Genomic DNA, 23,756 nt, shown 5'->3' with positions numbered 1-23,756 from the left:
GCTGGCGATTCACCGGGTGAACGGCGCTCCACGCGGCGAGGATGGAGGCATGGGATTCCACGTCGACTCCGAGGCCGGGCGGCTGCGCCGCGTCATCCTGCACCGCCCCGATCTGGAACTGAAGAGGCTCACCCCCAGCAACAAGGACGCGCTCCTGTTCGACGACGTGCTCTGGGTGCGCCGCGCCCGGCAGGAGCACGACGGTTTCGCGGACGTGCTGCGCGACCGCGGGGTGGAGGTGCACCTCTTCGGCGACCTGCTCCGTGAATCGCTGGACATCCCGGTGGCCAGGCGGCTCGTCCTGGACCGGGTCTTCGAGGAGAAGGAGTACGGCCCGCTCGCCACCGAGCATCTGCGGGCCGCCTTCGAGGAGTTGCCCAGCACCGAACTGGCCGGGGCGCTGGTGGGCGGGATGACCAAACGGGAGTTCCTGGAACTGCACAGTGAGCCGACCTCCGTCCGCTTCCACGTCATGGACCTGGACGACTTCCTGCTCGGCCCGCTGCCCAACCACCTCTTCACCCGGGACACCTCGGCCTGGATATACGACGGCGTGTCCATCAACGCGATGCGCTGGCCGGCCCGGCAGCGCGAGACCGTCCACTTCGAGGCGATCTACCGCCACCACCCGCTCTTCACCGGCCCCGAAGCAGGGGTCTTCCATCACTGGTCGGAGGGGCAGGACGACTACCCGTCCACCATCGAGGGCGGCGACGTCCTGGTCATCGGCCACGGCGCCGTACTCATCGGGATGAGCGAGCGCACCACCCCGCAGGCCGTGGAGATGCTTGCCCGAGGACTGTTCGACGCCGGTTCGGCGCACACGATCGTGGCGCTCGACATGCCCAAGCGCCGGGCGTTCATGCACCTCGACACGGTCATGACGATGATCGACGGCGATACCTTCACCAAGTACGCGGGTCTGGGCATGCTCCGCTCGTACACCATCGAGCCCGGTGACGGACCGAGGGACCTGAAGGTCACCGATCATCCGCCCGAGCACATGCACGACGCGATAGCGCACGCCCTGGGCCTGGATTCGATCCGGGTCCTCACGGCCACTCAGGACGTGCACGCCGCCGAGCGCGAGCAGTGGGACGACGGCTGCAATGTGCTGGCCGTCGAGCCGGGCGTCGTGGTCGCGTACGAGCGCAACGCGACCACCAACACCTATTTGCGCAAGGAGGGTATCGAGGTCATCGAGATCCGCGGGAGCGAGCTCGGACGGGGACGGGGCGGCCCCCGCTGCATGAGCTGCCCCGTGGTGCGCGACCCGGTGCAGTCCTGAGGTGCGCGGTACGGGGCGGGCGAGGGCGTCGAGTGCGCCGGTGAGGTCATCCGCCGCAACGGAGCGGCGCGAGGAACCTTCCGTATAGCGATGCATGGTGTCGTATAGACTTCCAGGGTTACTGTATGCGTGATCCTCGCCCTACCCAGGAGCAGTCCCATGGCCATAGACCTCGCAGGCCGCCACTTCCTCAAGGAGCTGGACTTCACGGCCGAGGAGTTCCGCGGCCTGATCGACCTCGCGGCCGAGCTCAAGGCCGCCAAGAAGTCGGGGACCGAAGCGCAGCGGCTGCGCGGCAAGAACATCGCGCTCATCTTCGAGAAGACCTCGACCCGTACCCGCTGTGCCTTCGAAGTGGCCGCCGCGGACCAGGGCGCGTCCACGACGTATCTCGACCCCTCCGGGTCGCAGATGGGGCACAAGGAGTCGGTGAAGGACACGGCCCGTGTCCTCGGCCGGATGTTCGACGGCATCGAGTACCGGGGTGACAGCCAGGCGGCCGTCGAGGAGCTGGCCGCCCACGGCGGCGTTCCGGTCTTCAACGGGCTCACCGACGACTGGCACCCGACCCAGATGCTTGCCGACGTCCTCACCATGACCGAGCACAGCGAGAAGCCGCTGGGGCGGATCGCCTTCGCCTACCTCGGCGACGCCCGCTTCAACATGGGCAACTCCTACCTGGTCACCGGCGCGCTGCTGGGCATGGACGTGCGGATCGTCGCGCCGAAGTCGTACTGGCCGGCCGAGGAGATCGTCACCGAGGCCCGCAGGGTGGCCGGGGAGAGTGGTGCGACCATCACTCTCACCGAGGACGTCGCCGAAGGTGTCGAGGGGGCGGACTTCGTCGCCACGGACGTCTGGGTCTCCATGGGTGAGCCCAAGGAGGTCTGGGGCGAGCGCATCGAGGCCCTCGCGCCGTACGCCGTGACCATGGACGTCCTGCGCGCCACCGGCAACGCCGACGTGAAGTTCCTGCACTGCCTCCCCGCCTTCCACGACCTCGGCACCGCGGTCGGGCGGGAGATCGAGGCCACCCACGGGCTGACGGAGCTGGAGGTCACCGACGAGGTCTTCGAGTCCGCGCACTCGGTCGTCTTCGACGAGGCCGAGAACCGGATGCACACGATCAAGGCCGTCCTGGTGGCGACCCTGGCGGGCGTGCCGGGCGACGCGACCTCGGCGGCCACGAACTGATAACTGCATGATCATGCGCCCGATTGGGTGAACATGCACGAAGGTGACTAATATGGTGCCTCTCGGTGGGGTTCGGGCTCGCACGCTCGAACCCCACTTTCGTGCGTGCCGCCCACAGTGTCCGGAGCCCCCCACAGGCGCCGGGGCGCACCTCCCCCCACATGCTCCACCAGAGAAGAGATCATCCCCGTGAGCCCGCTGCGCCCACCGAGCCCTCCGCGCCCGTCCGGGCCGCGCATCAAGAACCCTCACCAGCTGATCGCCGAGTCCGGCGCCGACCTGGAGGGGCACGGCCTCAAGCGCACCATGGGTCTCTTCCAGCTGGTGTGCTTCGGTGTCGGCGCCGTCGTCGGCACCGGCATCTTCGTCGGCCTCTCCGACAGCGTCGCCGAGGCGGGCCCCGCCGTCGTGCTGTCCTTCGTGCTCGCGGCGATCACCTGCATCTTCACCGCGTTCTCCTTCGCCGAGCTGGGCAGCGCGATCCCGGTCTCCGGCAGCTCGTACTCCTTCGCCTACGCGACGCTCGGCGAGCGCGTCGCGTTCCTCGTCGGCTGGTGTCTGCTGCTGGAGTACGGGGTCTCGGTCTCCGCGGTCGCCGTCGGCTGGAGCCAGTACGTCAATGAGCTGCTGGACAGCCTGTTCGGCCGGCAGCTGCCCGCGGCCCTGTCGGCGGGACCGGGCGACGGCGGAGTGATCAATCTGCCCGCCGTCCTGGTGGTCGTGATGGCCGCCACCCTGCTGGTGCGCGGTGTCCGGGAGAGTGCGGGGGCCACCACGGCGATGGCGGTCCTCAAGATCACCATTCTGATCGCCTTCTGCGTCATCGCGTTCACGGCCTTCGAACACGGGAATCTCACGCCGTTCATCGCCCACGGGGCGGGCGGGGTCACCGCCGGCGCGTCGCTCGCGTTCTTCTCGTACATCGGCTTCGACGCCATCACCACCGCGGGCGAGGAGGTCAAGAACCCGCGGCGGAACATCCCGATCGCGATCATGATCTGCATCGGTCTGGTCACCCTGCTCTACTGCGCCGTCGCGCTCGCCGCCATCGGAGCGCTCGGCCCGGAGGCCGTCGCGCACCGGCCGGCCGCGCTCTCCATCGTCGTCGACCAGGTCACCGACTCGAACATCGGCGGCGGGGTCATCGCCTTCGGTGCGGTCGTCGCCATCGCGTCCGTCGTGCTCGCCGTGATGTACGGACAGACCCGCATCCTGATGTCGATGTCCCGCGACGGCCTGATCCCGCGGATCTTCGAGCGGGTCTCGCCGCGGACCGCGACGCCGGTCGCCAACACCTGGATCGTGGCCGTCGTCTTCGCGGTCCCGGCGGCCTTCTCCTCGCTCGACGTGGTGGTGAACCTGACGACCATCGGCACCCTCGCCACCATGGTCGCGGTGAACATCGCGGTGATCGTGCTGCGCCGCCGCAATCCGGAGGTGACCGGCTCGTTCCGGGTGCCGCTCTATCCGCTGAGCCCGCTCCTGGGCGTCGGCTTCTGCCTCTACCTGATGTACGGGACGGGCTGGGCGACCTGGGTGCAGTTCGCCGTCTTCCTGGCTGTCGGATCGGCGGTGTACGCCTTCTACGGCCGTGACCGCTCCCGGCTGGCTGCCGCCGACGCGGGGTGACCGGGCGGGCCGGGGTGACGCGTGGGCGGCCGGTCAGCTCCGAGGCGCGGGGGACGGCAGGGTGAACCACACGGCCTTGCCGTGCTCCGTCGTGCGGTGACCGCACGACGAGCTGAGCGTGCGGATCAGCAGCAGACCCCGGCCGTGCTCCTGCCAGGGGTCCGGTTCGCCGCCGGGCCGCGGATGGGAGAGATCGCCCGGCGGAGCGGGGTCGCGGTCGTGCACCTCCACCTGACAGCCGGTCGGCAGCAGCTCCACCACGAGCTCGATCGGCTCCCCACTGCGGGTGTGCTCCAACGCGTTGGTGACCAGTTCGGCGGTGAGGAGCTCGGCGGTGCCGGACTTATCGCGTTTCCGTGACGGGAGTCACGTGCGGGTGATAAATTCGGGTGCAGGTAGTTGCAGGCAGCGGCCCGACGGCTGAAGGGGAGCCCCCTCCATGAGTCCGTTTCCCAGCTCCGCCCCCCGCACTGATGACTGGCGTCATCTGCGGCTGACGACGGACGACGGAGTTGCCACCGTCACCCTCGCCCGTCCCGAGAAACTCAACGCGCTGACCTTCGGCGCCTACGCCGACCTGCGTGACCTGCTCGCCGAGCTGTCCCGAGAACGCACCGTGCGCGCCCTGGTGCTCGCGGGAGAGGGCCGCGGTTTCTGCTCGGGCGGGGATGTCGACGACATCATCGGCGCCACACTCGCCATGGACACCGCCCAGCTCCTCGACTTCAACCGCATGACCGGGCAGGTGGTGCGGGCCCTTCGTGAAACCCCCTTCCCCGTCATCGCCGCCGTACACGGCGTGGCCGCAGGTGCCGGTGCGGTACTCGCGCTGGCCGCCGACTTCCGGATCGCGGACCCGTCCGCCCGCTTCGCCTTCCTCTTCACGAAGGTCGGCCTCTCCGGCGGCGACATGGGCGCCGCCTACCTGCTGCCGCGCGTCGTCGGCCTCGGCCACGCCACCCGTCTGCTGATGCTCGGCGAGCCGGTCCGGGCTCCCGAGGCGGAACGGATCGGGCTGATCAGCGAGCTGGTCGAGGAAGGCGGGGCGGATGTACGCGCGGCGGCGCTCGCCCGCCGCCTCGCCGACGGACCTGCCCTCGCCCTCGCCCAGACCAAGGCGCTGCTCACCGCCGAACTCGACATGCCGCTCGCCGCCGCGGTCGAGATGGACGCCGCGACCCAGGCCCTGCTGATGCACGGCGACGACTACGCCGAATTCCATGCCGCCTTCACCGAGAAGCGGCCACCGAAGTGGCAGGGCCGGTAGCGCGATGCCCCCCGACACGAGTGCGACCGGCCCGGTTCCGTCCGCCACGACGGCGCCCGGCGCGATTCCCTCCGGCACGGTGGTACCGGCACCCGGCGCAGATCCGTCCGCGGCGAAGCCGCCCGGCGTGAAGCGGATCGCGGTCATCGGCGGAGGGCCCGGCGGACTCTACGCCGCGGCCCTCCTCAAGCGGCTCGATCCGGAACGCGACGTCACCGTCTGGGAGCGCAACGCCCCGGACGACACCTTCGGCTTCGGCGTCGTCCTCTCCGACGAGACCCTCGGCGGTATCGAGCACGCCGACCCCGTCGTCCACCGGGCCCTCCAGGACGAGTTCGTACGGTGGGACGACATCGACATCGTCCACCGCGGCGTGACCCAGACCTCCGGGGGCCACGGCTTCGCGGCGCTGGGCCGGCGCAGGCTCCTGGAGATCCTGCACGAACGCTGCGACTCCCTCGGCATACGCCTCCGTTTCCGCACCGAGGCCCCGCCGGCCGCCGAACTGGCCGCGACCCATGACCTGGTGATCGCCGCCGACGGGGTCCACAGCCTCACCCGCGCCGCCCACGCAGAGACCTTCGGCCCCCGCCTCACCGACCACCGCTGCCGTTACATCTGGCTCGCCGCCGACTTCGCCCTCGACGCCTTCCGTTTCGAGATCGCCGAGACCGCGTACGGGGTGATGCAGCTCCATGCCTACCCCTTCTCGGCCGACTCCTCCACCGTCATCGTCGAGATGCGCGAAGAGGTCTGGCGGGCCGCCGGGTTCGACACCTGCGGCGTCGAGCACTCGACCGTACGCTGCGCCAAGATCTTCACCGAGGCGCTCCGCGGCCGGCCGCTGCGCTCCAACCATTCGTCCTGGCTCACCTTCCGCACCGTCGTCAACAGCCGCTGGTCGCACGGCAACACGGTCCTCATCGGCGACGCCGCCCACACCGCGCACTTCTCCATCGGATCCGGCACCAAACTCGCCGTCGAGGATGCCCTCGCGCTCGCCGCCTGCATCGAGGAACAGCCCGACCTGACCGGCGCGCTGTCCGCGTACGAGGCCGAGCGGCGCCCGGTCGTGGAATCGACCCAGCGGGCCGCCGCGGCCAGCCTGCGCTGGTTCGAGGAGCTCGGCACCCATGTCGCCCAGCAGCCCCGCCAGTTCGCCTTCAACCTCCTCACCCGCAGCCGCCGGGTCACCCACGACAACCTTCGGCTGCGCGACGCCGCCTTCACCGCCGCCGTCGAGGAGGAGTTCGGCTGCGCACCGGGCACCCCGCCGATGTTCACCCCGCTGAGACTGCGCGGCCTCCACCTCCGCAACCGTGTCGTCGTCTCGCCCATGGACATGTACTCGGCCGTCGACGGCGTCCCGGGCGACTTCCACCTCGTCCACCTGGGTGCACGGGCGCTCGGCGGCGCCGGTCTCGTCATGACGGAGATGGTGTGCGTCAGCGCCGAGGGCCGCATCACCCCCGGCTGCACCGGCCTCTACACCCCCGAACAGGCCGCGGCCTGGACCCGGATCACCGACTTCGTCCATGCGAGTGCGCCCGGGACGGCCATCGGCGTGCAGCTCGGCCATTCCGGACGCAAGGGTTCCACCAAACTCATGTGGGAGGGCATCGACCAGCCGCTCGACGACGGCAACTGGCCGCTGGTCGCCGCTTCCCCGATCCCGTACGCGGACGGCGTCAACCAGGTCCCGCACACCCTGGACCGGGCCGGACTCGACGCCGTACGCGAACAGTTCGCAGCGGCGGCCCGGCGCGCCGACCTCTGCGGCTTCGACCTGCTGGAACTCCACTGCGCCCACGGCTATCTTCTCTCCGGCTTCCTCTCGCCGCTCACCAACCACCGCACCGACCAGTACGGCGGATCGCTGCGGGGCCGGCTCCGCTTCCCTCTCGAAGTCTTCGACGCGGTCCGCGCCCTCTGGCCCGACGACCGGCCCATGACCGTCCGCATCTCCGCCACGGACTGGGCCGAGGGGGGCACGACGGCCGAGGACGCCGTCGAGATCGCCCGTGCCTTCGTCGCCCACGGAGCCGATGCCATCGACGTCTCCACCGGCCAGGTGGTCCCCGACGAGCGCCCGGAGTTCGGCCGCTCCTACCAGACCCCGTACGCCGACCGGATCCGCAGCACACTGTGCGTGCCCGTCATCGCGGTCGGCGCGATCTCCTCCTGGGACGACGTCAACTCACTGCTGCTCGCGGGCCGGGCCGACCTCTGCGCCCTGGCCCGCCCGCATCTCTACGACCCGCACTGGACGCTGCACGCGGCGGCCGAGCAGGGCTACAGCGGACCGGGCGCGTCCTGGCCGCTTCCGTACCAGGCGGGCAGCCGCACTCCGCCGACCGGCCGCACGGACGCACCGAAGCCCCGGCTCACTCTGGGGTGACGGGCAGACACGCATGGCAGGGACAGGGGTGCCGGGCCCGTGAGGGGCGTGCCGTTCCTCCCGCGATTTGCCGCGGCAGGGCACCAGGCTTCTCGGCCGCCTCCCTCATGAAGACTCCCCGGCCGGCACGCCGTTTCAGCACGGCCGGGACATGCACAGGCTCTGAGCCGGGGAAGGTGTGGCGGTCCGTTCACCGTGCTTCCGCCACGCTGATCAGCAGCCGGTCCGAGACCGCCCGGTAGCCGATGCGCTGGTACACGCCGTTGCTGGTCGGGTTCGCGAGATCGGTGAAGAGCAGTACCTCCTGCGCGCCGGCCTCCCGCGCCACCCGGCTGATCCGCGCCGTCACCGCGGCCGCGTACCCCCGGCCGCGGTACTCGGGAGGTGTGTACACCGCCGAGATCCGTACGGTGCCCGCGATCTGCGGTGCGGCCCCCGCCATCGACACCGGGACGCCGTCGTCCTCCCAGAGCGTCAGCCTGCCGGACGCCGTCCGCTCGTCGACCGTCCGCTCGGCGTGCATGCCGGGCTGACCGACCTGATCGGCGAAGGCGAGATGCCAGCGGGTCAGCAGCTCCCGGTCGGCGGCGGTGGCGGTTCTGGGCCGGCCCGACGGCGTGGGGGAGGGCGGGACCAGCGTCTCCAGCCGGTAGAGCCGCTGCTCCTGGTCGACACGGTGGCCGGGCCAAGTGGCGGCCAGCGCCTCGGCGGTGGTCCGGTCCGCGTTGATCCTGGTCAGGGGGAGCGCGGCGGCGAGCGGGGCGACCGCCTCCGGGGCTACGGCTCCCAGCAGCGGTGGATACGGCGGGGTGTGCACCAGCGTCCCCGCGACCTCGCCGTCCGCCCCGCGCCACCAGCCCAGCAGCGGGGCGGCGTCACCGTAGGCGTGCGGGCCGTTGTGGCGCAGGCTTGCGGTGACGGTGAGAACCAGGGTGTTCTCGGCGGGCCGGGCGGCCAGCGATGCCCCGGCCGCGTCGAGAAACGCATCGACGTCATCGGTGAAGGTCCAGGTGGAGTTCATGACTCATTCTGGCGGGCGAGCGCGGGGCGCAGCACCCGTATTTCCGGGCCGGCCGATTCTTCGGGCCCTCGGACCGGGTCACGTGTCCCGCAGCCGGAAGCGCTGGAGCTTCCCGGTGGCGGTCCGCGGGAGTTCGGGCAGGAACTCGATGACGCGCGGGCACTTGTGCGGGGCCAGCTCGCTCTTCATGTACGTACGCAGCTCGTCGGCCGACAGCTCCATGCCCTCGCGCAGCACCACGTACGCCACCACGATCCGGCCGCGCAGCTCGTCGGCCCGGCCCACCACCGCGGCCTCGGTCACCGCGGGGTGGCGCAGCAGCGCGTCCTCGACCTCGGGGCCCGCGATGTTGTAGCCGGAGGAGATGATCATGTCGTCGGCGCGGGCGACGTAGCGGAAGTAGCCGTCCGCGTCGCGCACATAGGTGTCGCCGGTGAGATTCCAGCCGTGTGCCACGTAGTCCCGCTGGCGCTCGTCGGCGAGATAGCGGCAGCCGACCGGACCGCGTACGGCGAGGAGTCCGGGCTCGCCGTCCGGCACCTGTCCGCCCTCGTGGTCCAGCACCCGGGCCTGCCACCCGGGCACGGGAATGCCGGTGGAACCGGGGCGGATCGCGTCGTCGGCGGCGGAGATGAAGATGTGCAGCAGTTCGGTGGCGCCGATGCCGTTGATGATGCGCAGGCCCGTCCGCTCGTACCAGGACCGCCAGGTGGCGACCGGGAGGTTCTCGCCGGCCGAGACGCAGCGGCGCAGCGCGCTCAGATCGTGCTCGTCGAGGTGGTCGAGCATCACGCGGTACGCGGTCGGCGCGGTGAACAGCACCGAGGCACGGTGGGCGGCGAGCGCGGGCAGCAACTGCTCCGGGCCGGACCGTTCGAGCAGCAGGGCACTGGCACCGGCCCGCAGCGGGAAGACCACCAGACCGCCGAGCCCGAAGGTGAAGCCGAGCGGCGGACTGCCCGCGAACACATCGTCGGACGTGGGACGCAGCACATGGCGCGAGAACGTGTCGGCGACGGCGAGCACGTCCCGGTGGAAGTGCATGCAGCCCTTGGGACGTCCGGTGGTGCCCGAGGTGAACGCGATCAGCGCGACATCGTCCGCTGCCGTGTCCACCGGCCGGTACGGCCCCGGCGCGGTCTCGGCCAGCCGGAGCAGATCGTCCGGGGCGTCCCCTCCGTACGCTGTGATCCGCAGTCCCGGCACCTGAGCCTTCACCAGGTCGTCGAGCGACCGGATGTCGCACAGTGCGTGGCGCACCCGGGCGATCGAGCAGATGGTGGCGAGTTCGGCGGACCGCTGCTGGGCCAGCACCGTGACGGCGATCGCGCCCGCCTTCAGCACCGCGAGCCAGCAGGCGGCCAGATGGGGCGTGGTGGGGCCGCGCAGCAGGACGCGGTTGCCGGGGACGACCCCCAGACCGGACGTGAGGACATGGGCGATCCGGTCCACCCGGTCCCGCAACTCCCCATAGCTCCAGACTCCGCCGTCCGGGGTACGGAAGGCGGGGCGGTCGGGGCCGAAGCGGTCGGCCGTGCGGTCCAGCAGTTCCGCCGCGCAGTTGAGGCGGGCCGGATACCGCAGTTCGGGAAGGTCGAAGAGCAGCTCCGGCCACTGGCCGGGGGGTGGCAGATGCTCCCTGGCGAACGTGTCGAGGTGCGCTGAGGTCTTCGGGTCCATGACGGATCGCCCCCTTGTCGCCCCTGGAGCGTATCGTTTGGGTGACGGTAGTCAACGGTCCGCGATAAGACGAGAAGCGACAAGAGAGGCGCCGGTATGACGGCATTCTCGCTCGATCCGGCACAAACCGCCTGGTGTGAGGAGCTGAGAGTCCTTGCCGAACAGCAATTGCGCCCCCTCGCCGAAAAGGGCGACCCCGGCCATGTCAACCGCCCCCTGATCGCCGCGCTCGGTGAGTCGGGCCTCCTCGACCGGCTGCTGAGCTCCGGCGCCCTCGACCTCTGCCTGCTCCGCGAGTCCCTGGCCCGCGGCTGCACGGAGGCCGAGACCGCACTGGCCCTCCAGGGCCTCGGCACCCACCCCGTGGTCCGGGCGGGAACCCCGGCGCACCGCGAGCGCTGGCTGCCCGAAGTACGCGCGGGCCGCGCCGTCGCCGCCTTCGCGCTGAGCGAGCCGGGCGCGGGCTCCGACGCGGCGGCCCTCGCCCTGAACGCCGAACAGGCCCCCGGCGGCTGGCGGCTGACCGGTGAGAAGTGCTGGATCTCCAATGCGCCCGAGGCCGACTTCTACACCGTCTTCGCCCGTACGGCCCAGGGCGCCGGATCCCGTGGCGTCACCGCGTTCCTGGTCCCCGCCGACCGGCCCGGACTGACCGGTACGGCCCTCGACATGCTCTCCCCGCACCCCATCGGGGCGCTGGTCTTCGACGGCGTCCCGGTCACCCCCGACGATGTACTGGGCGAACCGGACCGCGGCTTCCGGGTCGCCATGGACACCCTCAACCTGTTCCGCCCCAGCGTCGGAGCGTTCGCCGTCGGCATGTCCCGCGCCGCCCTCGACGCCACGGTGACGCACACCGCCCGGCGCACGGCCTTCGGCGGCCCGCTGAAGGACCTTCAGGCCGTCTCCCACCAGGTGGCCGAGATGGCCACCCGTACCGAAGCCGCCCGGCTCCTGGTGTACGCGGCCGCCGCGGCGTACGACGCGGGCGAGGCAGGCGTACCGCGTCGCGCGGCCATGGCGAAGCTGTACGCCACCGAGACCGCGCAGTACGTCGTCGACACCGCCGTCCAACTGCACGGAGCCCGCGCCCTGCGCCGCGGTCACCTCCTCGAACACCTCTACCGGGAGGTCCGCGCCCCACGGATCTACGAGGGCGCCAGCGAGGTCCAGCGCACGATCATCGCCAAGGAGCTGTACGCGAACCGGGAGGCGTCCGCATGAGTCCGGTCCACCGGATCAACCCCGCCGAGCTGTCGCCGCCCGCGGGCTTCTCGCACGCCGTCACGGTCACCGGCGGCCAACTGGTCTTCCTGGCCGGGCAGACCGCCCTCGACCAGGACGGCAAGGTCGTCGGCGCGGGCCTGCCCGAGCAGTTCGCGACGGCGCTCACCAATCTGCTCACCGCACTGCGCGCTGCGGGCGGCGCCCCGGCGGACCTGGCCCGGGTCACCGTGTATGCCACCGATGTGGCCGACTACCGCGCCCACGCCGGGGAACTGGGCCGGATCTGGCGGCGGTTGGCGGGCCGTGACTATCCGGCGATGGCGGTCATCGGTGTGGCGAGGCTCTGGGACGAACAGGCACTGGTCGAGATCGACGGGGTGGCGGTGCTGCCGTGAACGGGCCGGAGGGGCCGGACCCACCGGGCCCGGCCCCTCCGGTGCCGCGCCGGCCGATGCCGCCGCCGTGCATCAGGACGCGCAGGGGTGATGCCTTCTCAGATCTTTCCGGAACGGGGAAGCGCGGAACACGGAGGAGTCAGGGACGGGGAAAGGAGGAGGGGGGAAAGGAGAGAAGGGGGAGAAGGGGAGAAGGGGAGAAGGGGGGACAGGTGGGCCGGAACTCGGAGGGAGTGCGGCCGTGCGGGGCGTCAGCCGACCGCAGCGGGCAGACTCATCAGATGGTCCACCAGCGCCAGCAGCACGTCCCGGGAGAACGGCCGCTCGCGGACATCGCCGATCATCAGCGGCACCTGCGGATCGAGGTCCAACGCGGCCCTGATCTCGTCCGGTGTACGGGTGTTGTGGCCGTGGAAGCAGTTGATCGCCACGACGAACGGGATGTTCCGGCTCTCGTAGAAGTCGATCGAGGCGAAACTCGTCTCCAGCCTGCGGGTGTCGGCGATCACCACACCACCCAGCGCCCCATTGACCAGGTCGTTCCACATGAACCAGAAGCGTTCCTGGCCGGGGGTGCCGAAGAGGTAGACCACCAGCTCGTCACTGACCGTGATCCGGCCGAAGTCCAGGGCCACGGTGGTGGTGTCCTTCTGGTCGACGCCGGCCAGGTCGTCGACACCGACGCTGGCCTGGGTCAGATACTCCTCCGTGCTCAGCGGGGTGACCTCGCTGACGGCACCGACCATGGTGGTCTTGCCGACGCCGAAGCCTCCGGCGATGAGGATTTTGACGGCGGCGGGGGCCGCCTGACTGCTTGTCATGTTGGTTCAGAGTCTCCGGAGTCCGTCACGAACGGCGGCCAGCAGGCCCATGTCGGCGCCGCCGGCCGCCCGCGCCACCGAGAGCGGCGCGCGGGCCGTCAGCAGGCCCTGGCCGACGAGGTCGGCCAGCAGGATCTTGGTCACCGACACCGGGAGGCCGAGGTCGGACGAGACCTCGGCGACCGCGGACGGCCGACGGCAGCGCTCCAGGATCAGCCGGTGTTCCGGCTGGAGCCGCCCCGGCAGGATCGGCGCACCGTGCTCGTCCCTGGGGTCCTGCGTGGTCGTCAGCACGGTGATGAGGCTGAAGTCGTCGCGCTCGGGAGCGGTCCGGCCCCGGGTGATCGTGTACGGGCGCACCATCGTGCCCGCCCCGTCCTCCCCGGCGTCCTCATCCCAGTACCGGGTCACGCGCGCTGCCCGTCCCCGGCACCGAAAGCGTCGAACTCGCCGCGGGCCGGGGTGGAGAGCTTCTGGCCAACCTGCTGGACGAGGTTGTGCATGGCGAGGGACATGATCTCGGCGTCCACCTCCTGGGAGGCGATCACGGCCAGGTGGGTGCCCTGTCCGGCCGAGGTGATGAACAGCCACAGGTCCGCGAGTTCCACGATCACCTGGTGGACGACGCCGCCGTCGAAGAGCTGGCCGACGCCGCGGGCCAGGCTCTGCTGACCGGTGCAGATGGCGGCCAGCCGCTCGGCGTCGGCGCGCTCGATGCTGCGTGAGTGGCTCACCACGAGACCGTCGTCGGAGAGCAGGACGGCGTTCCGGGTTTCGGCCACCGAATCCACCAGGCCGTCGAGCAGCCAGTCGAGGTCCTGGTGTGTGGCGGTTGTGCGTGTCATGACCGTTCTTCTCTCGTGTGATGCGGGGTGGCGGGCGGCGCGGGCCGCGGTGTCGTCTCCGAGGTCGCGCGGGCCGCGCGCGACCGGCGCTGGAAGGCGCCGATCGCCGCGCCGGCCCGGTGCGGGGCCGGTCGCGCCTGCGGGTTCTCTTCCGGGCCCGGCGGTTGGGGCACGGTGTTCCAGGCGGCCCGGGTGACCCGCAGCTCGTCCACCAGGCTGGCCTGCCGGACGCGGCGCGGCAGCGGTGGTTCCGCACCGGGCGCGGGCAGGGTGCCCGGCGCGGGCCGGCCGGAGCCGTTCTCCGCGCGGACGGCTTCCGGGTCCGGCGGTGCCGGGTGGTCCGGCTCGGACACCGGCAGCCGCGCCGGGCGGTTGTCATCCGGTCCGGACCGGTGGGAGCCGGGTACCGGGAGACCGACGGTGTCCACGGGGCCCATGAGATCTGCGGGCCCGGCGAGAGACGGGTGACCGGACTCGGCACCGGCGGAGTACGGGGCGGGGCAGGGCTGTTCCGGCCCCTGGTACGCCCCCGCGGGGGCGGTGTAGGACGGCGGCGGGTCCACCGGGTACTGCCCGGCGGCCGTCATATAGGGCTGTTCGTTCTCCGTCGCCGCGTAGGGGTGCTCCTGAGCGGCGGGGTACGTGGTCCCGGACGGCTGCTGGGGCTGCTCGTCGGTCTGGAACGGCTGCTGGGACTGTTCGGCGGTCTGGAACGGCTGCTGGGACTGTTCGGCGGTCTGGTGCGGCTGCTGGGGCTCTTCGGCGGTCTGGTGCGGCTGCTGGGCGTAGGGGGCGCTCGCCGTGTTGATCGCGGTGACGTCGGCCAGGGCGCGGCCCTGGACGCGGGTGGGCAGCGGCTGGCTGTCGACCGTCTCCGGTGCCGGAGACGGGGCCGGCGCGGATGCGGGCGCCGGCGCGGGTGTGGGCGCGGCGGCCGGGGACGCCACAACCACCGGGCCGGAGTTCGGTCCGGGGACGGTGAGTTCGTCGGGGACGAGCAGGACCACGCGGGTGCCGCCGTACGCCGAGGAGCGGAACTCCACCCGCAGCCCGTGCTGGTTCGCGAGCCGTGCGATCACGTACAGGCCGAGCCGGATGTCCTCGGAGTGGGCCAGCACGTCCATCCGGGGCGGCCGGGCCATCAGCTCGTTGGCCGCGGCCAGCTGCTTCTCGTCCATCCCCAGGCCCCGGTCCTCGACCTCGATGGCCAGACCGCGGCTCACCTTGGCCGCACGGACCTCGACCGGGTTCGGCGGCCGGGAGAAGCTGAGCGCGTTCTCGATGAGCTCGGCCAGCACGTGCGTGACCGGGCCGACGGCCCGTTCCGACAGCCAGGGGCTGTCGTTCAGGTCGAGCGCCACACGCCGGTAGTCCTGCACCTCGCCCTGTGCGGAGCGCATCACGTCCAGCAGCGGAACCGGCTTGCGCCAGCGCCGGTGCGGGGTGCCGCCCGCGAGGATCACGAGATTCTCCTCGTACCGGCGCAGACGCGCGGTGAGGTGGTCGAGGTCGAAGAGACCCTCCAGGATCTCGGGGTCCTCGTACTTGCGCTCCAGGTCGTCCAGCTTCCTCAGCTGCTGGCCGATCAACTGCTGGGTGCGGCGGGCGATCCGCTGCAGGAGCCGCTCGAACCCGCGGTGCTGGTCGGCCTGCTTGACGGCCGCGGTCAGCGCACTGGTGCGCGCCAGGTTGAGCGCGTCGCCGAGCCGGGTCAGCTCGTCGCCGTCGCTGTTCCCGGCGTCGTGCTCGATGGCGTGGGCCTCGGCCTCGACGTCGATGCGCTCGCCCAGGGCCAGCCGCTCGACCACGTCGGGCAGTGCCTTCTCCAGTTCCTCGGCCCGTTCCTGGAGGCCGCCGATACGGAGACGGAGGTTGCGGGTCAGACGCCAGGTGGTCCAGATGACCGCGATCACGGCGAGCAGCCCGACCGCCGTGGTCAGCGCCACCGTGAGCAGCAGGGACCGCACACTGTTGTCGCCCTCCTCGACCACGGAGGCGATGCGCTGCTCCAGCAGGTCCTTGAGCTGGGCGTTCACTCCGTCCATCGCGCCGCGCCAGGTCTTCTCATCGGCGTCGAGGGCGACGGCGCCGGAGCCGTCGACGTGTGTGGGACGCAGCATCCGGTTCTCCAGCCGCGTCTTGGTCTTCCAGGCCGGGCTGTGGACGAGCTTCTCCCACGTGGCCCTCTCGTCCGCCGACAGATAGGGGACGACCTGGGTGGTGTAAAGGAGCGGCTGGCCCACGACGGCTTCCTCGACGTCGGCGAACTCCTTGACGTCGAGCTTCCCGTCGGACCAGCCGCGCGCCAGCAGGGCGTCCGAGCGGGAGACCATCTCCTTGACCCAGAAGAGGTCGACGAGCGGCTGGGAGAGCTTGCTGACCCGGCCGTCGTCGACGTGGCTGAGCGCCCCGAAGAGCTCGAGGTCCGCCGCGATCAGGTCCGAGTAGTAGGTGTACACGGCCTGCTGCTGCTCGGCCCCGCCCTTGTCGACCAGGGTGCGCTGGGCGGGGAGCTGGTCGATCGCGGTGTGTGCCGTACGAACGGCGTCCCGGACCTCGGACCGGTCGTCGTCGGCCACCACGTCGGAGAGTGCCTGGAAGCTCTTGATGGCGTCGTCGGTCAGCACACGCTGCCGTCGCAACGCGTCCTCGGCGCCCTTGTGCCCGCCCAGTACGTCGGCGCTGAGCCGACGCTCCTCCTGGACGTTGTAGTACACGACGGTGGACGGCTGACCGGCTTTCTCGGCCGACTGGCCCTGGGCCACCTGCCGCTGGAGGTCCGTCAGGGTCTGACCACTGGTGACGGCCCAGAGGACGGTCAGCGCGACTCCCGGAACGATGGCCAGTACAAGAAGGGCTGTCCGCAGCGACATGGTGGTCGATTTGGTCCGCCGTGAGACGCGCGTGCGCAGGACGTGCTCCTAGACGATGGTGCCAGTTTCAGGACTGGCCAAATCCGTTGAGAACTTCGACAGGAAGATAGTCGCAACATCGCCAAAAAAGAAAAGAAAGCGGCCACGAACGCATCACTGATCACGCCCAGTGCCGCCACAACGCCCGGAAGCGCCCGTTCCGTGTCGGTTCGAGTAGGGGGACCGTGCCGTCCATGCGGACGCGCGAGGCGCCCGCGCGTCATGCCGCCGCATCACGACGGGGCGCGCCAAGGGTCCGGATGGGGAGCCGGGCGAGAGGTCCGGGCGTCGGCGACGGACGCGGTGCGCCGGGACGGGCGCGGCGCGCCGTAGGGGTGAGATGCGGTCGGAGATATATCTGTATTGAGTGGCTTTTGTCCTTGATGCATCGTTCGGTTTCCGGATCTCCGGCGAGCGCGGGTGCGGGGCGCCTTCCGGGGCCGTATGACCGCGCTCATCGTCTGTCACTTCGTCCTCGCCGGCTGTGCGCGCCCGCTGGTGCGACTGCTGGGGAGGCGTGCCTTCGTCGTGCTCGCGCTGCCACCGGCCGCCGCCACCGTGTGGGCGGCCACGCAGTGGAGCACCGCCGCGTCCGGCGGCTCGGTCACCTGGTCGTGGCGGTGGATGCCGGCGTACAACGTCACCGTCGACCTGCGGCTCGACGCGCTCGCCGAGCTCATGGTGCTGCTCGCGGCCGGAATCGGCACGCTCGTCCTGCTCTACTGCGCCTCGTACTTCACCGACGGAAGCCCGCAACTGGCCGGCTTCGCCGGGAACCTCCTCGCGTTCGCGGGCGCCATGCTCGCCCTGGTCCTCGCCGACGACCTGATCTCGCTCTATGTGTTCTGGGAACTGACCACGGTCTTCTCGTACCTGCTGATCGGGTACGACAGCGAGCAGAAGCACAGCCGCCGCTCCGCGCTCCAGGCACTCACCGTGACCACGCTCGGCGGCCTCGCGATGTTCGTCGGCTTTCTGATCATCGGTCAGTCGGCGGGCACCTACCGGATCTCCGCCATCCTCGCCGACCCGCCCGGCGCGAGCCTCGCCGTCTCGGTCGCGATCGCGCTGATCCTGTGCGGTGCCCTGTCGAAGTCGGCGATCTGGCCGTTCAGCCTGTGGCTGCCGAACGCCATGGCCGCGCCCACCCCCGTCAGCGCCTATCTGCACGCCGCCGCGATGGTGAAGGCCGGTGTCTATCTGGTCGCCCGGCTCGCCCCCGGCTTCGCCGACGTGCCGGTCTGGCGGCCCGTCGTGATCGTCCTCGGCGCCGCGACCATGCTGCTCGGCGGCTGGCGGGCACTGCGCCTGAACGACCTCAAGCTCGTGCTCGCCTACGGCACCGTCAGCCAGCTCGGCTTCCTCACCCTGCTCGCCGGGGCCGGCAACCGGGACACGGCCCTGGCCGCCGCCGTCATGATCCTGGGTCATGCCCTGTTCAAGGCCCCGCTGTTCCTCGTCACCGGCATCGTCGACCACGCGGCCGGCACCCGCGATCTGCGCAAGCTCTCCGGCGTCGGCCGGGCGCTGCCGCACGTCTGCACGGTCGCGGTACTCGCCGCCGCGTCCATGGCCGCCCTGCCCCCGCTGCTCGGCTTCGCCGCGAAGGAGGCCGCGTTCGACGCGCTGCTGCACGGAGACACCGCCGACCGATGGGCGCTGGGCGCGACGGTCGCCGGCTCGGCGCTGACCGTCGCGTACACCGTGCGGTTCATCTGGGGTGCCTTCGCCCGTAAACCCGGGGTCGCGGACACCCCGGTGCACCGGGTCGGCGGGATGTTCCTCGCACCGCCCGCCCTGCTCGCGGCCGCCGGGCTGGTGCTCGGGCCGGGTGTCGGATGGACCGGCCGGCTGCTCGGCGCGTACGCGGACACGTTCCCCCCGACCGCGCACCCCTACCATCTCTCGCTCTGGCACGGATTCGGCACGTCCCTGCTGCTCTCGGCCGTCGCCATGGCGGGTGGCGTGGTGCTCTTCATGGCCCGAACCACCGTGACCAGGCTCTCCCGGCGGATCGCCTGGCCGACCGCCGACAGCGTCTTCGGGCATCTGCTGCTCGGCCTGGAGCGGCTCTCCCTCCAGCTCACCGGCTTCGTCCAGCGCGGCTCGCTCTCCGTGTACCTCGCCACCACCCTGCTCGTGATGCTGGCCGGCCAGCTCACCGTCCTCGGCGTGGACCGGCCCTGGCACGGCGCGGTCCTTCCGAGGGCCTGGGACGTCCCGCTGCAGGGCGCCTTCGCCGTGCTGACCTGCGCGGCCGCTCTCCTCTGCCTCACCGTGAGCCGGCGGATGAAGGCCGTGGTCCTGGCCGGGCTGACCGGATACGGCGCGGCGCTGCTGTTCGTCGTGCAGGGCGCTCCGGACCTTGCGCTCACCCAGTTCTGCGTCGAGACCGTGTCGATGATCGTGTTCGTGCTGGTGCTGCGGCGGATGCCGGTGCACTTCCAGGAATCGGTCAGCACCTGGCGGCGCACCGCACGCATTCCGGTGGCGCTGGCCGCGGCGGCGACGCTCGGCGTGGTGGTCTGGGTCGCGGCGGCCGCCCGCACGGCACGGCCGGCGGGCGCGGCCATGGTGGAGGAGACCGCCCACCACGGCCTCAAGGACGTCGTGGCCACCATCCTGGTCGACCTGCGCGCCTGGGACACGATGGGGGAGTCCGCCGTGCTCGCCGCGGCGGCGATCGGGGTGACGAGCCTGATCTATCTGCACCGCCGCGCCGAGGGACCGTCACCGCGGGAGGAGATGCGGGGACGTACCGCCTGGTCGCTGACCGCACCCGAGATGACGGGCCTTCCGCACGGCGACGAAGGGGCACCGGAGCGCGGCTGGCTCGCGGCCGGCGCCACGCTCGCCCCCGAACACCGCTCGATCGTCTTCGAGGTCGTGACCCGGCTGCTGTTCCACCCGGTCCTGGTGCTCTCGTTGTACCTGCTGTTCTGCGCCGAGAACATGCCGGGCGGCGGCTTCGTCGGCGGACTCGTCGCCGGACTCGCCCTGATCACCCGCTACCTGGCGGGCGGCCGCTTCGAACTCGCCGAGGCCGCGCCGCTGCAGCCCGGACTCTTCACCGGCCTCGGGCTGTTCATCTCCACCGGCGTCGCCCTGCTCGGCCTCGTCGAAGGAACGGTCCTGCACGCCTGGACGCACCACGGCCGACTGCCCCTGATCGGCGCCTACCACCTGGGCACCCCGGTCCTCTTCGACTTCGGGGTCTACCTGCTGGTCCTGGGCGTGGTGCTGGACATCGTGCGCGCGCTGGGCGCCAAGATCGACCGGCAGATCGAGCGAGCGGCGTTCGAGAAGGCAGCCGCCGCGAGGACCGGTACCCCACCGGGACCCGCACCCGGGACGGGAGGCACCACCGGATGACGGTGAGCTTCTCGCTCCTGGCCACCGCCGCGGTGCTGTGCGCGGTCGGCGGCATCCTCATGCTCACCCGGCCCCTCACCCGCATCCTGCTCGGTGCGGTGATCGCGGGCAACGGCATCAATCTGCTCATCCTCGCCGCGACCGGATCGGCGGGCCGGGAACCGCTCCTCTACGGAGTCCCGCTGTGGAAGGTCACCGACCCCCTGCCGCAGGCCATCGCGCTCACCGCGATCGTCATCACCCTCGCCACCACGGCGTTCCTCCTCGCCATGGCCTACCGCAGCCACCAGCTGACCGGCACGGACGAGGTCCACGACGATCTGGAGGACCGGCGCATCGTCCTGCGGGCCGAGGTGCTGGGGGAGCGGGACGAACTGCGCGAGCGGTACCGGTCCGCCCCCGACGTCACGGCCGAGGAACGCGCCCGTTACCACGAGGAGCGCCGCCGTCTGCGGGCCAGGCTGCGCGCCGACCGCGCACTCCAGGCCCGCGGCCGGTACGCCACCGGCGACCTCTGGCACGACGTACTGGGCGCGGACCCCGAGGACTACGCACAGAACCGGGACCGGTCCCGCCCCGGCGCGGCCCCCGAGAGCCATGCGCAGGACCGGTCCCGCTCCGGCGCCGAGGGCCCTGCACAGAAACCGTCCCGCCCCGACGCCGACCCGGGAGACACCGGATGAACGCACTCGTCCCCCTGCCGGTGCTGCTGCCGCTCTGTGCCACCGGCCTGAGCCTCGCCGTCGGCACCCGGCTCAAGAAGATCCAACGCCTCGTCAGCGTCGCCGTGCTCACCGCCGTGCTCGGGCTCTCCCTCACGCTGATGATCGCCGCCGACACCCAAGGCCCGCTCTCCGTCCACCTCGGGGACTTCGCGCCGCCGCTCGGCATCAGCCTGGTCGCCGACCGGCTGTCCGGGCTGATGCTCACCGTCTCCTCCGCCATCACGCTCTGCGTGCTGGTCTACTCCCTGGGCCAGGGCATGGCCGACCGGGACGAGGAAACACCGGTGGCGGTCTTCCACCCCGCGTATCTGATCCTGGTCGCCGGGGTCTCCTGCACCTTCCTCGCCGGTGACCTCGTCAACCTCTACGTCGGCTTCGAGATCATGCTGGTCGCCAGCTTCGTCCTGCTCACCCTCGGCGGCACCGGATCCCGCATCCGCGCGGGCTCCACCTACGTGATCATCTCGCTGTTCTCGTCGATGCTGTTCCTCACCGCCATCGCCATGACCTACGCGGCTACCGGCACCGCCAACTTCGCGCAACTGGCCGGCCGGCTCGCCGCACTCCCGCTCGGGGTGCAGACCCTGATCCAGGCGATGCTGCTCACCGTCTTCGCCATCAAGGCCGCCGTCTTCCCGCTCGCCGCCTGGCTCCCCGACTCCTATCCGACCGCACCCGCCCCCGTCACCGCGGTCTTCGCCGGTCTGCTCACCAAGGTCGGTGTGTACAGCATGCTGCGCACCGAAACCCTGCTCTTCCCCGGCAACCGGCTCGGCGACCTGCTGATGGCGGCCGCACTCGCCTCGATGGTCGTCGGCATCCTCGGAGCCGTCGCCCAGACCGATCTGAAGCGGCTGCTCTCCTTCACCCTCATCAGCCACATCGGCTACATGGTCTTCGGCATCGGCCTCGCCACCCGGGACGGGTACGGCGGTGCGATCGTCTACGTCGCCCACCACATCACCGTCCAGACCACACTCTTCCTGGTGGCCGGGCTCATCGAACGCCAGGGCGGCACCAACGAACTCACCCGGATCGGCGGACTGGCCAAGGCCTCCCCGCTGCTCGCCGTCCTCTTCTTCGTACCCGCCATGAACCTGGCCGGTATGCCACCGCTGTCCGGGTTCATCGGCAAGCTCGGGCTGATGCGGGCCGGAGTCGCCGACGGCAGCGCCTGGGCGTGGCTCCTCGTCATCGGGTCGGCGGTGACCAGCCTCCTCACGCTGTACGTGATGGCCAAGGTCTGGAACCTGGCCTTCTGGCGGGCGGCGCCCCCGGGACAGGCCGTGGCCGGCACCGTTCTGGAGTCCGACTCCGACGAGGAGGACAACGACGCCGACGCGGGCCCCGACCACATCCGCGGCAGCGGCGACGAGCCGGTCCGCCACCGCCACCAGCCCGCCGGGCTCGCGGTCGCGGCCACCCTGCACGGACACGCCGTCACCACCACGACGAAACTGCCGCGTCCGATGACCGCGGCCACCGCGGCAGCCGTCGCCCTCGGACTCGCGTTCACCGTGTTCGCCGGACCGCTGACCTCCTACACCGACCGCGCGGCCGCCGAACTCATCGCACGCACCCCTTACGTGGAGGCGGTGCTCGGCCCGTGAAACGCCTCATCAAGCTGTCCTTCCGGAACAAGAACCTGCCGCCCCTCAGCTGTGAGTTCGGCAGTCGGGGACGCGTTCTGGACCTCCCGCTGATCGCCTGGCTCACCCTCATCTGGGTGCTGCTCTGGTCCGGTCTGAACTGGGCCAACGTGCTGATCGGTGCGGTCGTCGCGGTCGCCGTCTGCCTGGCGTTCCCGCTGCCCCGGGTCGATCTCGGGCTCCGCCTGCACCCGTGGGGCATCATCCGGCTCGCCGGCTACCTGCTCTACGACATGTACACCTCCGGTGTACGGGTCACCCGGCAGATCTTCGTCGACCACCCGCACCGGGCCGCCGTCATCGCCGTACCGCTGAGGTGCCGCTCGGACCTGATGCTCGCGGCCACCGCCGTCGCGGTGTCGAATGTGCCCGGCGGATCGATCGTCGAGGTACGCCGCGCCACCGCCACCGTCTTCCTGCACGTCCTCGACGCGGACAGGCCCGCAGTACTCGACGCGGCGCGTCGCTCCGTATGGCGGATCGAGGAGCTGACCGTACGGGCCTTCGGCACGGCCGACGAGATCGCCCGCGTAGCCGAACCGCCTCCACCGGCCGGACCCGGCAGGGGGGATGCCGGGTGAGTGCGCCGGAGTCCGTCGACCGGGTGCTGCTCACGGCGGCCGTCGTCGTGATCGTCATCGCCGGCGCGGGTCTCCTCACCCGGATCTGGCGAGGCCCTTCCATGCTGGACCGGGCCATCTCGCTGGACGTGTGCGCCGCCCTCATCATCGCGGGGCTGGGCGCCAAGTCCGCCTTCGCGCGCGACCCGTTCTACTTCCCGGTCATGCTGGTGCTGGCCTTCCTCGGCTTCACGGGATCGGTCGGCATCGCACGCTTCATCGCCGTGCGCGACCGGCCGGCGCTGCGGCGGGACACGGCCGGAACCGAACCCGGCGACGGACGCGACGGTACGGACGGGACCGAGGAGGACGCACGATGACCCTCTGGCTCCGGATCCTCGACACGGCCGGTGCGGCGTTGGTGTTCATCGGCGCGGCGATCTGCCTGCTCGGTGTGATCGGAATGCTGCGGCTGCCGGACGTGCTGTCCCGCAGCCATGCCGCCACCAAGCCGCAGACCCTCGGCATGCTCCTGGTCCTCGCCGGAGTGGCCCTGCGGCTGCGCAGCGGCATGGATCTCGCCACCCTCGCGCTGATCGGCTTCTTCCAGCTGATGACCGGTCCGGTCGCCGCGCACCTGGTGGCCCGATCCGCCTACCGGACCGGCCAGATCGACCACAGCGAGCTGCTCCTCGACGAACTGGACGAGCAACTGACCGAGGAGCGCTGAGACCGCCGCCGGGCGCGCCGCGCCGCGCCGCGCCCGGCGATGC

General features: G+C 71.2%; 19 protein-coding genes and 1 pseudogene. 13 read left to right on the top strand and 7 right to left on the bottom strand.

What is annotated here, in order from left to right; genetic code table 11:
* Positions 1-49: 49 nt before the first annotated feature.
* From ACF08M_RS23010 to ACF08M_RS23000, 3 genes are all read left to right on the top strand, one after another.
* A complete protein-coding gene (locus ACF08M_RS23010; RefSeq protein WP_392187132.1) occupies positions 50-1,288 on the top strand; it encodes an arginine deiminase in 1,239 nt (412 codons plus the stop codon).
* 159 nt (positions 1,289-1,447) lie between these two features.
* Positions 1,448-2,482 (top strand): ornithine carbamoyltransferase, encoded by a 1,035-nt coding sequence (argF, locus tag ACF08M_RS23005; RefSeq protein ID WP_392187131.1) that lies wholly within the window; start codon positions 1,448-1,450, stop codon positions 2,480-2,482.
* A 189-nt stretch (positions 2,483-2,671) separates the two neighbouring features.
* Positions 2,672-4,111: an amino acid permease gene (locus tag ACF08M_RS23000; protein ID WP_392187130.1), complete on the top strand. Its 1,440-nt coding sequence runs from the start codon at positions 2,672-2,674 to the stop codon at positions 4,109-4,111.
* 33 nt (positions 4,112-4,144) lie between these two features.
* Here ACF08M_RS23000 and ACF08M_RS22995 read toward each other — a convergent pair.
* Positions 4,145-4,453: pseudogene (locus tag ACF08M_RS22995) on the bottom strand (ATP-binding protein); the annotation flags it as partial.
* Positions 4,454-4,550: 97 nt separating this feature from the next.
* On the opposite strand from ACF08M_RS22995, the gene ACF08M_RS22990 reads away from it, so the two are divergent.
* Both ACF08M_RS22990 and ACF08M_RS22985 read left to right on the top strand, forming a co-directional pair.
* On the top strand, positions 4,551-5,378 hold the full coding sequence (locus ACF08M_RS22990) for an enoyl-CoA hydratase family protein (protein WP_392187129.1): 828 nt from the start codon (positions 4,551-4,553) through the stop codon (positions 5,376-5,378).
* A 4-nt stretch (positions 5,379-5,382) separates the two neighbouring features.
* Positions 5,383-7,776 (top strand): bifunctional salicylyl-CoA 5-hydroxylase/oxidoreductase, encoded by a 2,394-nt coding sequence (locus ACF08M_RS22985; RefSeq protein ID WP_392187128.1) that lies wholly within the window; start codon positions 5,383-5,385, stop codon positions 7,774-7,776.
* A gap of 190 nt (positions 7,777-7,966) precedes the next feature.
* On the opposite strand, the gene ACF08M_RS22980 is transcribed toward ACF08M_RS22985, so the two are convergent.
* Both ACF08M_RS22980 and ACF08M_RS22975 read right to left on the bottom strand, forming a co-directional pair.
* Positions 7,967-8,797 (bottom strand): GNAT family N-acetyltransferase, encoded by an 831-nt coding sequence (locus ACF08M_RS22980; protein WP_392187127.1) that lies wholly within the window; start codon positions 8,795-8,797, stop codon positions 7,967-7,969.
* A 78-nt stretch (positions 8,798-8,875) separates the two neighbouring features.
* The gene (locus ACF08M_RS22975) at positions 8,876-10,477 is read right to left on the bottom strand and encodes an AMP-binding protein (protein ID WP_392187126.1); all 1,602 of its coding nucleotides are present in this window, start codon (positions 10,475-10,477) and stop codon (positions 8,876-8,878) included.
* Between the two features lie 96 nt (positions 10,478-10,573).
* Here ACF08M_RS22975 and ACF08M_RS22970 point away from each other — a divergent pair, with 96 nt between their 5' ends.
* On the top strand, positions 10,574-11,701 hold the full coding sequence (locus ACF08M_RS22970; RefSeq protein WP_392187125.1) for an acyl-CoA dehydrogenase family protein: 1,128 nt from the start codon (positions 10,574-10,576) through the stop codon (positions 11,699-11,701).
* Positions 11,698-12,099 carry a RidA family protein gene (locus ACF08M_RS22965; protein ID WP_392187124.1) on the top strand — a complete coding sequence of 134 codons (402 nt, stop codon included), beginning with the start codon at positions 11,698-11,700 and terminating at the stop codon, positions 12,097-12,099. Before ACF08M_RS22970 ends, ACF08M_RS22965 begins: the two co-directional genes overlap by 4 nt.
* Positions 12,100-12,350: 251 nt before the next feature.
* Here the strand turns inward: ACF08M_RS22965 and ACF08M_RS22960 are convergent, their stop codons facing one another.
* The 4 genes from ACF08M_RS22960 to ACF08M_RS22945 are packed head-to-tail and all read right to left on the bottom strand — an operon-like array spanning position 12,351 to position 16,638.
* A complete protein-coding gene (locus ACF08M_RS22960) occupies positions 12,351-12,920 on the bottom strand; it encodes an ATP/GTP-binding protein (RefSeq protein WP_392187123.1) in 570 nt (189 codons plus the stop codon).
* A gap of 6 nt (positions 12,921-12,926) precedes the next feature.
* Positions 12,927-13,331, bottom strand: a complete 405-nt coding sequence (locus ACF08M_RS22955; RefSeq protein ID WP_392187122.1) for a DUF742 domain-containing protein — start codon at positions 13,329-13,331, stop codon at positions 12,927-12,929.
* Positions 13,328-13,765 carry a roadblock/LC7 domain-containing protein gene (locus tag ACF08M_RS22950; protein WP_392187121.1) on the bottom strand — a complete coding sequence of 146 codons (438 nt, stop codon included), beginning with the start codon at positions 13,763-13,765 and terminating at the stop codon, positions 13,328-13,330. The genes ACF08M_RS22955 and ACF08M_RS22950 overlap by 4 nt, the downstream gene beginning before the upstream one ends.
* Entirely contained in the window at positions 13,762-16,638 is a 2,877-nt protein-coding gene (locus ACF08M_RS22945) for a nitrate- and nitrite sensing domain-containing protein (RefSeq protein ID WP_392187120.1), read from the bottom strand. Before ACF08M_RS22945 ends, ACF08M_RS22950 begins: the two co-directional genes overlap by 4 nt.
* A 483-nt stretch (positions 16,639-17,121) precedes the next feature.
* On the opposite strand from ACF08M_RS22945, the gene ACF08M_RS22940 reads away from it, so the two are divergent.
* Genes ACF08M_RS22940 through mnhG form a run of 6 tightly spaced genes read left to right on the top strand, consistent with a single transcriptional unit; the run spans position 17,122 to position 23,713 of the window.
* A complete protein-coding gene (locus tag ACF08M_RS22940; protein WP_392187119.1) occupies positions 17,122-20,049 on the top strand; it encodes a Na+/H+ antiporter subunit A in 2,928 nt (975 codons plus the stop codon).
* On the top strand, positions 20,046-20,732 hold the full coding sequence (locus ACF08M_RS22935) for a Na(+)/H(+) antiporter subunit C (protein ID WP_392187118.1): 687 nt from the start codon (positions 20,046-20,048) through the stop codon (positions 20,730-20,732). Before ACF08M_RS22940 ends, ACF08M_RS22935 begins: the two co-directional genes overlap by 4 nt.
* Positions 20,729-22,384: a Na+/H+ antiporter subunit D gene (locus tag ACF08M_RS22930; protein ID WP_392187117.1), complete on the top strand. Its 1,656-nt coding sequence runs from the start codon at positions 20,729-20,731 to the stop codon at positions 22,382-22,384. Before ACF08M_RS22935 ends, ACF08M_RS22930 begins: the two co-directional genes overlap by 4 nt.
* Positions 22,381-23,004, top strand: coding sequence for a Na+/H+ antiporter subunit E (locus ACF08M_RS22925; protein ID WP_392187116.1), 624 nt, complete (start codon positions 22,381-22,383; stop codon positions 23,002-23,004). The genes ACF08M_RS22930 and ACF08M_RS22925 overlap by 4 nt, the downstream gene beginning before the upstream one ends.
* Complete coding sequence (locus ACF08M_RS22920) at positions 23,001-23,363, top strand: monovalent cation/H+ antiporter complex subunit F (protein WP_392187115.1); 363 nt, start codon at positions 23,001-23,003, stop codon at positions 23,361-23,363. Before ACF08M_RS22925 ends, ACF08M_RS22920 begins: the two co-directional genes overlap by 4 nt.
* Positions 23,360-23,713 (top strand): monovalent cation/H(+) antiporter subunit G, encoded by a 354-nt coding sequence (gene mnhG / locus ACF08M_RS22915; protein ID WP_392187114.1) that lies wholly within the window; start codon positions 23,360-23,362, stop codon positions 23,711-23,713. The genes ACF08M_RS22920 and mnhG overlap by 4 nt, the downstream gene beginning before the upstream one ends.
* Positions 23,714-23,756: the final 43 nt, after the last annotated feature.

The sequence above is a fragment of the Streptomyces sp. NPDC015032 genome (genome assembly GCF_043080425.1).
Taxonomy (GTDB): Bacteria; Actinomycetota; Actinomycetes; order Streptomycetales; family Streptomycetaceae; genus Streptomyces.
This window is presented reverse-complemented; position numbering and strand designations above follow the sequence as displayed.

Excerpts from the sequence above, each read along its gene's own strand:
- ACF08M_RS23010 (WP_392187132.1), top strand. The coding sequence starts at position 50 with ATGGGATTCCACGTCGACTCCGAGGCCGGGCGGCTGCGCCGCGTCATC.
- argF (WP_392187131.1), top strand. The coding sequence starts at position 1,448 with ATGGCCATAGACCTCGCAGGCCGCCACTTCCTCAAGGAGCTGGACTTC.
- ACF08M_RS22990 (WP_392187129.1), top strand. The coding sequence starts at position 4,551 with ATGAGTCCGTTTCCCAGCTCCGCCCCCCGCACTGATGACTGGCGTCAT.
- ACF08M_RS22985 (WP_392187128.1), top strand. The coding sequence starts at position 5,383 with ATGCCCCCCGACACGAGTGCGACCGGCCCGGTTCCGTCCGCCACGACG.
- ACF08M_RS22980 (WP_392187127.1), bottom strand. The coding sequence starts at position 8,797 with ATGAACTCCACCTGGACCTTCACCGATGACGTCGATGCGTTTCTCGAC.
- ACF08M_RS22975 (WP_392187126.1), bottom strand. The coding sequence starts at position 10,477 with ATGGACCCGAAGACCTCAGCGCACCTCGACACGTTCGCCAGGGAGCAT.
- ACF08M_RS22970 (WP_392187125.1), top strand. The coding sequence starts at position 10,574 with ATGACGGCATTCTCGCTCGATCCGGCACAAACCGCCTGGTGTGAGGAG.
- ACF08M_RS22965 (WP_392187124.1), top strand. The coding sequence starts at position 11,698 with ATGAGTCCGGTCCACCGGATCAACCCCGCCGAGCTGTCGCCGCCCGCG.
- ACF08M_RS22960 (WP_392187123.1), bottom strand. The coding sequence starts at position 12,920 with ATGACAAGCAGTCAGGCGGCCCCCGCCGCCGTCAAAATCCTCATCGCC.
- ACF08M_RS22950 (WP_392187121.1), bottom strand. The coding sequence starts at position 13,765 with ATGACACGCACAACCGCCACACACCAGGACCTCGACTGGCTGCTCGAC.
- ACF08M_RS22945 (WP_392187120.1), bottom strand. The coding sequence starts at position 16,638 with ATGTCGCTGCGGACAGCCCTTCTTGTACTGGCCATCGTTCCGGGAGTC.
- ACF08M_RS22940 (WP_392187119.1), top strand. The coding sequence starts at position 17,122 with ATGACCGCGCTCATCGTCTGTCACTTCGTCCTCGCCGGCTGTGCGCGC.
- ACF08M_RS22935 (WP_392187118.1), top strand. The coding sequence starts at position 20,046 with ATGACGGTGAGCTTCTCGCTCCTGGCCACCGCCGCGGTGCTGTGCGCG.
- ACF08M_RS22930 (WP_392187117.1), top strand. The coding sequence starts at position 20,729 with ATGAACGCACTCGTCCCCCTGCCGGTGCTGCTGCCGCTCTGTGCCACC.
- mnhG (WP_392187114.1), top strand. The coding sequence starts at position 23,360 with ATGACCCTCTGGCTCCGGATCCTCGACACGGCCGGTGCGGCGTTGGTG.